The 6,000-nt window shown below is 64.5% G+C and carries 7 protein-coding genes and 1 pseudogene; 3 read left to right on the top strand and 5 right to left on the bottom strand.

Annotated features, from left to right (window positions below; all coding sequences use genetic code 11):
• Positions 1-535: pseudogene (locus tag ACT3SP_RS18410) on the top strand (hypothetical protein); the annotation flags it as partial.
• 9 nt (positions 536-544) lie between these two features.
• Here the strand turns inward: ACT3SP_RS18410 and ACT3SP_RS18405 are convergent.
• From ACT3SP_RS18405 to ACT3SP_RS18390, 4 genes are all read right to left on the bottom strand, one after another.
• A complete protein-coding gene (locus ACT3SP_RS18405; protein WP_444588732.1) occupies positions 545-1,243 on the bottom strand; it encodes a lysostaphin resistance A-like protein in 699 nt (232 codons plus the stop codon).
• Positions 1,244-1,422: 179 nt separating this feature from the next.
• Positions 1,423-2,409: an IS481 family transposase gene (locus ACT3SP_RS18400; protein ID WP_427816186.1), complete on the bottom strand. Its 987-nt coding sequence runs from the start codon at positions 2,407-2,409 to the stop codon at positions 1,423-1,425.
• Positions 2,410-2,485: 76 nt separating this feature from the next.
• Positions 2,486-2,746 (bottom strand): TfoX/Sxy family protein, encoded by a 261-nt coding sequence (locus tag ACT3SP_RS18395; protein WP_443358884.1) that lies wholly within the window; start codon positions 2,744-2,746, stop codon positions 2,486-2,488.
• Positions 2,747-2,814: 68 nt separating this feature from the next.
• Positions 2,815-3,201 (bottom strand): hypothetical protein, encoded by a 387-nt coding sequence (locus ACT3SP_RS18390; RefSeq protein ID WP_166813949.1) that lies wholly within the window; start codon positions 3,199-3,201, stop codon positions 2,815-2,817.
• A gap of 19 nt (positions 3,202-3,220) precedes the next feature.
• Between ACT3SP_RS18390 and ACT3SP_RS18385 the strand changes: the two genes are divergently transcribed.
• Both ACT3SP_RS18385 and ACT3SP_RS18380 read left to right on the top strand, forming a co-directional pair.
• Positions 3,221-3,940 carry a winged helix-turn-helix transcriptional regulator gene (locus ACT3SP_RS18385; RefSeq protein ID WP_444588731.1) on the top strand — a complete coding sequence of 240 codons (720 nt, stop codon included), beginning with the start codon at positions 3,221-3,223 and terminating at the stop codon, positions 3,938-3,940.
• 791 nt (positions 3,941-4,731) lie between these two features.
• Entirely contained in the window at positions 4,732-5,175 is a 444-nt protein-coding gene (locus tag ACT3SP_RS18380; protein ID WP_444588730.1) for a hypothetical protein, read from the top strand.
• A 210-nt stretch (positions 5,176-5,385) separates the two neighbouring features.
• Here ACT3SP_RS18380 and ACT3SP_RS18375 read toward each other — a convergent pair whose 3' ends face one another.
• Positions 5,386-5,718, bottom strand: coding sequence for a hypothetical protein (locus tag ACT3SP_RS18375; protein WP_444588729.1), 333 nt, complete (start codon positions 5,716-5,718; stop codon positions 5,386-5,388).
• Positions 5,719-6,000 lie beyond the last annotated feature (282 nt).

Below are 6,000 nucleotides of genomic sequence, written 5' to 3'. Positions count from 1 at the left end.
TGATGGGTGGGAAGCACTGAAGGCCCTCGATGCCGAGCTCGAAGAGCGCATTAACCGCTGGAGCGCTGTCCGTGAGGAACTCGCCGACCTTCTGAACGCGCCGAGACGTGGCAGACCCCCGGTCGATCTGCCTGCTGGCATGCTGGGACTGTCAGCGTCAGTGAATGACGCTGACCGAGCCCTGCTCCTGGTGTATTCGCGCCTGTTCGATGACGAGACGATGGTCGAGATCGCGACATCGCTTCGCGATCACACAAAAACGCCTGCGGAGCTGACCTTCGATTCCCTCTCGACCGACGCAGATGAGTCCACGAAACGGCAGCTGGCAGAAGATCTCACCGCGGTGTACTCCTCAGCGAGTACTTCAACCACGGCTGGGGCCCTGCCCGTGCCGCGTATCACCCAGGACTCCGGGACCGCGAAAGAGGTCTTAGGTTCCGCCTTAGCAGAGGTCTACAACCGTGCTCAACTGGACGTGCTTGAGCGCGTGAGCGTCCTGTGCGCGCCGACAACCGTCCATCCTGCCGACCCGTAGACCCCTCCCTTAGAGCAGTGCGTACAGGAAGACCGTCGGGGCGTTGTGCACGACATGAGCAACGATCGCTGGCCACAACGAACCGCTACGCCGGTACAGCTCCGCGGTCAGGACACCCACGACGAAAGCGATCGGCGTCAGGATACTGACGCTGCCGTGAATCAGCGCGAACACGGCGGCACTGGCCAGCGTAGAAATCACCGCACCGTACCGGACGAGCGCCGTTTGGATGACGCCACGAAACAGCATCTCCTCACCAAGAGGGCCGACGATCGCTATACCGATTCCCGTCGCGACCAGCGCCACGATCCCGCCCTGCGCTCCCCCTGCGAGATCTGACTGGGAGTCGGTCGCCAGGCCGAACAGCTCGACCAGCGGCGGGAGCAAGATGCCCCTCAAGAGGAACACAGCGGCGCCACCCAAAGCGCCCAGCAACAGCCATTTGGGTGTGGTCCGGTTGAGGCCGAAGGGGGCCAATCTGCGGACTCGTAAGGAGAGGGCGAGTCCGAATGCGCCGAGTGTGGCAAGCCCAGCCAGCCACGACTGCAAAGCGCCCATGAGCACCGGGTCCGTGGCCAGCACGCCAAACAGTGCATAGATGGTCCACCCGACCGCGTAGAAGCCGAGGATCCCAACGACCAGTTCGGGCCACCCCACAGCTGAGCATTTGACCTGCGAAAACGGCACCTGACGCGCTTCTTTGTTCATGCTCGTATCGGACACCCTGCCCACAGGGCAGGGTCAACAGCTACTACCAAGCCGAGGTCGCGCACATTGAGGTCAACCAGTGCCCGGGCTGAGAACTGGCAGGGGACTGCCGCTTGATCAGGTGAAGATGTCACCCATCCTTGCGGCAGTCCCCTCGGCGAGGTTAGGCCGTAGGGTCTCTAGTTGTACTGACCGGGGACGTTGATCAATCGTGAGAAGGGCGGCTGGCCTCCGCAGGCGGTGTGCGGTCGGTGCTGGTTGTACTCGTGGAGCCAGTCGGTGAGGGCATCGCGGCGTTCTTTCTCGCTCGTGTAGCAGCGCGCATATGCCCAGCCGTCGGCCATGGTGCGGTGGAATCGCTCGACCTTGCCGTTGGTCTGTGGGCGGTATGGCCGCGTTCGCTTCGGAGTGATCGATAGAGCCTCGCACGTGTCTCGCCACAGGTGAGAGCGGTACGCACCACCGTTATCGGACAAGATGCGCTCAATAGCGACCCCTCGGTCGGCGAACCACTCGACCGCTCGATGCAGGACTCCGACGGCGGTGACAGCGGATTCGTCGTTGTGAACCTCGGTGTAGGCGACGCGCGAGTGGTCATCGATGATTGTGTGCACGAACGCATACCCGAGCTTGGGGTTGCGCCACTTGTTCTTCGGCTTGCCGGGAGTGACGGCACGATTCCTCGATCCTTGACGTCGCCCGACGTATCGCCAGCCCCCACCGTCGGGGATGTTCCCGAGCTTCTTGACGTCCACGTGCACGAGCGAGCCAGGGTGGTCGTGTTCGTATCGGCGGATCGGCTCGCCGGTGGCACGGTCGACGTAGGAAAGTCGATTCATGCGCGCGGTCGTGAGGATGCGGTGGACCGTGGCCGGGGCGATGCCGAGTCGGGCTGCGAGTTGAACAGGCCCTTCCCTCAGGCGCATTCGTAGGCTCACGCACCGTTTTGTCGTCTTCTTGCTCGTCTTGTTCGGTGAGGACTTCGGACGTGACGACCGGTCTTGCATCGGCTCGCCAGCGAGGTAGCGGTCGACCCACCGCTTCACGGTTGGCCACGACACCTGGAAGCGGGCAGCGACTTCGCTGATCGGCCATCCTTCCTCGACGACGAGGCGGGCGACTCGTAGACGATGACGTGGGGTCAGTGCGGCATTGCGATGACTCAAAGTGCCTCCTGAGATAGATCGGTGGCCGGCCGCGTTTGCGACCGGCCACCGGATGATGGAGTTGGAGTAGAGACTTCTACTTGGAGCCTTGCGCTGCGTGGAAGGTGAGTGCTGGCGCAAGCCAGGACTCGAGCCCAGGTCCCTGGAGGGCGGCCTGTTCAATGCTGATCCAGCCTTCGCCCATGGGGCGGTCTGCACCCATGAGCGCAGGGTGAGCACCAGGACGGGCGAGTAGGTCCTCCGCGTCAGCGGGGTCGATGCGTAGCAGGAGTGTCCCTTCCCGACGAGCGGCGACGACCATCCGGTCCTCGACCATGAACGACACTCCCCCGAACATCGACACCTCACGAGGGTTGCGAGCTCTTAGCGCGTCACGAACTCGCTCGACCAGGTCCTTCTGTGCTGTCATCGTCCACCCTTCTCGATGTACTCGGGGCCGCTGTAGTGAAGGTTCAAGGACGCGATGCGTCCGCCGTCGAAGGTGAAGAACTCCGCGAAGGTCATGGGACCGCCGGGCATGGTCGCCGTGTAGAGCACGGCGGAGCCGTTAGGGCCGTGCACGTCGTGGATGATCTCGATCTGCTTGACCGTCGCAATGAAACCGGCAACCCCGCCCAGGAAGCCATCGGTGGCGTCGGGGAGGTGTCCGGCGAGGGAGCCCGTGAAGTCGAGGTGGTCACCCAGCAGAGGCCGTAGGTCAGCCCCGTCCTGGTAACTGTCGATGCCGGACTCGAGGATCCGGTAATAGTCCTTGAGGGTCTGAGGTGCGGCAGAAGACAGGGTGGCGGGCATGGCTCTCCTTGGTGTGAGAATGGTGCTTGATACTTTCAAGCAGGCACTTGATAAAGTCAAGGGGGTTCAGGTGAAGTCCTACGGACAGCTCTGCTCGATCGCTCGCGCCCTGGATGTCGTCGGTGACCGGTGGACTCTCCTGATCGTGCGTGAGCTGCTGATCGGGGGCGCATTGCGCTTTGGCGAAGTCCAGCGCGGCCTGCCTGGCATCGCGACGAACCTGCTCACCCAGCGTCTGCGGGACCTCGAGACCAACGGTGTCGTCGCCCGCGAGCCCGCCCCAGGAAACCCGGGCACGCCAACGTATCGGCTTACCGAGCGTGGCCGGGCCCTGGACGGAGTGCTGCGCGAGCTTCTGAAGTGGGGTGCACCGACGGTTCCAGACGCGCCGAGTGATGCGATCTTCCAGATGCACTGGCTCAGCCAACCGGCACGCTTCCTCCTCGCGGATCACAGGCCGGACGAGCCACCGATCGTGATCCGGTTCGGCACCTTCGACGACGGCTTCGACCTCACCGCCGCCGACGGGACCATCACGGTGGACCCTTGCCGGCGCGACGTCAGCCCCCTGGCGGGCGTTACAGGCCCCGGGCCGGTACTGGTTGCCCTCCTACAAGGCGCAATGCCTCTGCCCGCCGCTATCGCGCAGGGCGTGGATGTCACCGGCGATGCCGCGGCCCTGACGCGAGTTCTACCAGCGCCGCAAGCGTCGACTAACGTCCCCGGTCATTACATCTAGTCCGCCGCGAGGTGGTTTGGACTCGGTGCGGATCGGGTCGGAGATCGTGGGTGCCGAGTAGCCAATGGATCCAGGTGGGTCCGCGGCCCAAGGCTGTGGAGAGGGTGGCCATGGGGATGCCGTCGTCAACGAGGGCTCGGCAGGCTTCCGCCAGGGCTCTTCCTTCGGGACCTCTCGTGTTTCGGGATCCCTCACGGTTGCGGGGGGCTTGGGGGCATGCCTCGTACAGCTGGACCAGTGAGGCGGTCTCGGCTGGACTGGGGACGCGCCGTTCGGAGAGTCGGGGATATCGGGTGGGCGGGGTACGGCCGGCGCGCTCCAGTGCTGTGCGTGCTGCTTGTCGTGAGCACCCAAGTGCCTCTGCGATCCCTTCGAGGGTGCATCCGTTGTCACGTAGCTGGTTGACCTGCTCGATGTCAGCAGTGGGTTGTTGGCCCCAGCGGTGGTAGTTGATGGGGTGGCGTGCCGTGGTGAGTCGGCGGACGTAAGCGCTAGTGAGGTTGTAGTCCCGAGCGATCTCAGCCCAGGACTCCCCCTGCTTGTACCGCTGCGCCGCGGCCATCGCAATGCTGTCGCGCTCTTCTGTACTCAGCCTGCCCCTCGGAGCCATCTTCGCACTCTAGTAGAACCCCGTACTCACACACTTCACCAAGCAGCAGGACCACTCCACTGGGCCCTAGTGCGCCCGAGATTGAGTCTCGACCACATCCAGCACACCACATGCGCTTGACTCTAGTCCCTAGGGACTCTAGTCTGGCTTCAGAAAGGTTCACATCTATCGAGAGGCCGCCATGAGTACTCCCCAGTTTGTCTCCGTGCCTGTTCCCGCTGATCGCGTGGAGGAGGTGTATCGCCTCCTGGCCCAGCCGGCTTCCTCCGAGAGCCTCCCCGAGGGCTCTGTGGAGGTTGAGGACTCCGAGCAGTGGGACCTGGAGATGCTGAAGCGGTTCGCCGCCGGCACTGGCGTCGCGAACGTGAAGGTCGGCAAGGTCCTCGATGTCATGAGTCAGTCTCCCGGTGAGCAGTTCACGATCCCCGACCTGTCGAAGGAGACCGGCTACGGGCGCGGGGAGCTGCTCGGGGCTCTCTCTGGCCTTACCCGGCACCTCAACGCCCACTTCGAGGGTGTCGGATGGATGTTCGACACCGTGTGGGGCTCTGAGAATGAGGCTTACTACTCCGTGCCAGAGCACATCGCCGAGATGTGGGCGCAGGTCCGAGAGCCGCGTGCCTGAGCTTCAGGCATAGACCGGAGGTGATGAGTCTTCGGTGAGGAAGGCAGCTCGGGGTGCGGCGTCGTACTGTGCTGCCCCGGACGCGAGCGTCCTTGCCCTCGATGGTGGTGGGCGGATCAGCGGCCGTGGCCGGGGCGGACTGAATCGGCTGTAAGTGTTCGTGGTGGCCAGCCAGCCCCGGGCCGGCCACCACGAACACTTACAGCCGATTCAGGCAGTCATCTTGACGGCGTGGTCCTCGAGGGTGCCGGGGGCGTGGAGGTGGATGCGGGGGTTGTGGGGTGGCTGGCCGCCGTTGACCGTGCCGATGACGGTGGCGTGGATGGGGTGGCCGGCGAGGGTGCCGATCTGGCCGAGGTCGCGGTCGTTCATGTGTTCGGCGCGGAAGTGGGTGTCGCGGACCCAGTGGGCGATGGCCTCGCCGGCTTTGGCGCGTTCGCGGTAGGTCTGGTCGTGCAGCTGGATGGTGAACTTGTCGCCGGAGACGTCCTGGGTGCGTTCGGCGAGCTGGTCCTTGCTCGCTCTGCGGGTACGGCGTGCCACGTGGATCCCCCAGGCCGGTTACAGAGACGACCATCACTGTACCGAGAGGCTCTGAGCCAACGGCGCGTGTTGTCGCAGTTCGGTAGGCGGGGTGTGCGGTCCATGACGGGCCTCCTCTGAGGATGCGGTGCCGGAATGCTGGAGGGGCCAGCATGCCGTCATGATGGCTACCGCAGGACCAGCACGAGAGCGACGGCGCCCGCGATCACCACGGCCGGGGCGACGACCAGGAGGGGGAGGCGTCTCACGCCAGCCTTGTCGGCATGACTGCGGCGGCGCTCA

The organism is Brachybacterium sp. AOP43-C2-M15, assembly GCF_052446295.1.
Classification (GTDB): domain Bacteria; phylum Actinomycetota; class Actinomycetes; order Actinomycetales; family Dermabacteraceae; genus Brachybacterium.
This window is presented reverse-complemented; position numbering and strand designations above follow the sequence as displayed.

What these genes read in the sequence shown, in the direction of transcription:
- ACT3SP_RS18405 (WP_444588732.1), bottom strand. Translation starts at nt 1,243, where the DNA reads ATGAACAAAGAAGCGCGTCAGGTGCCGTTTTCGCAGGTCAAATGCTCA.
- ACT3SP_RS18395 (WP_443358884.1), bottom strand. Translation starts at nt 2,746, where the DNA reads ATGTTCGGGGGAGTGTCGTTCATGGTCGAGGACCGGATGGTCGTCGCC.
- ACT3SP_RS18390 (WP_166813949.1), bottom strand. Translation starts at nt 3,201, where the DNA reads ATGCCCGCCACCCTGTCTTCTGCCGCACCTCAGACCCTCAAGGACTAT.
- ACT3SP_RS18385 (WP_444588731.1), top strand. Translation starts at nt 3,221, where the DNA reads ATGGTGCTTGATACTTTCAAGCAGGCACTTGATAAAGTCAAGGGGGTT.
- ACT3SP_RS18380 (WP_444588730.1), top strand. Translation starts at nt 4,732, where the DNA reads ATGAGTACTCCCCAGTTTGTCTCCGTGCCTGTTCCCGCTGATCGCGTG.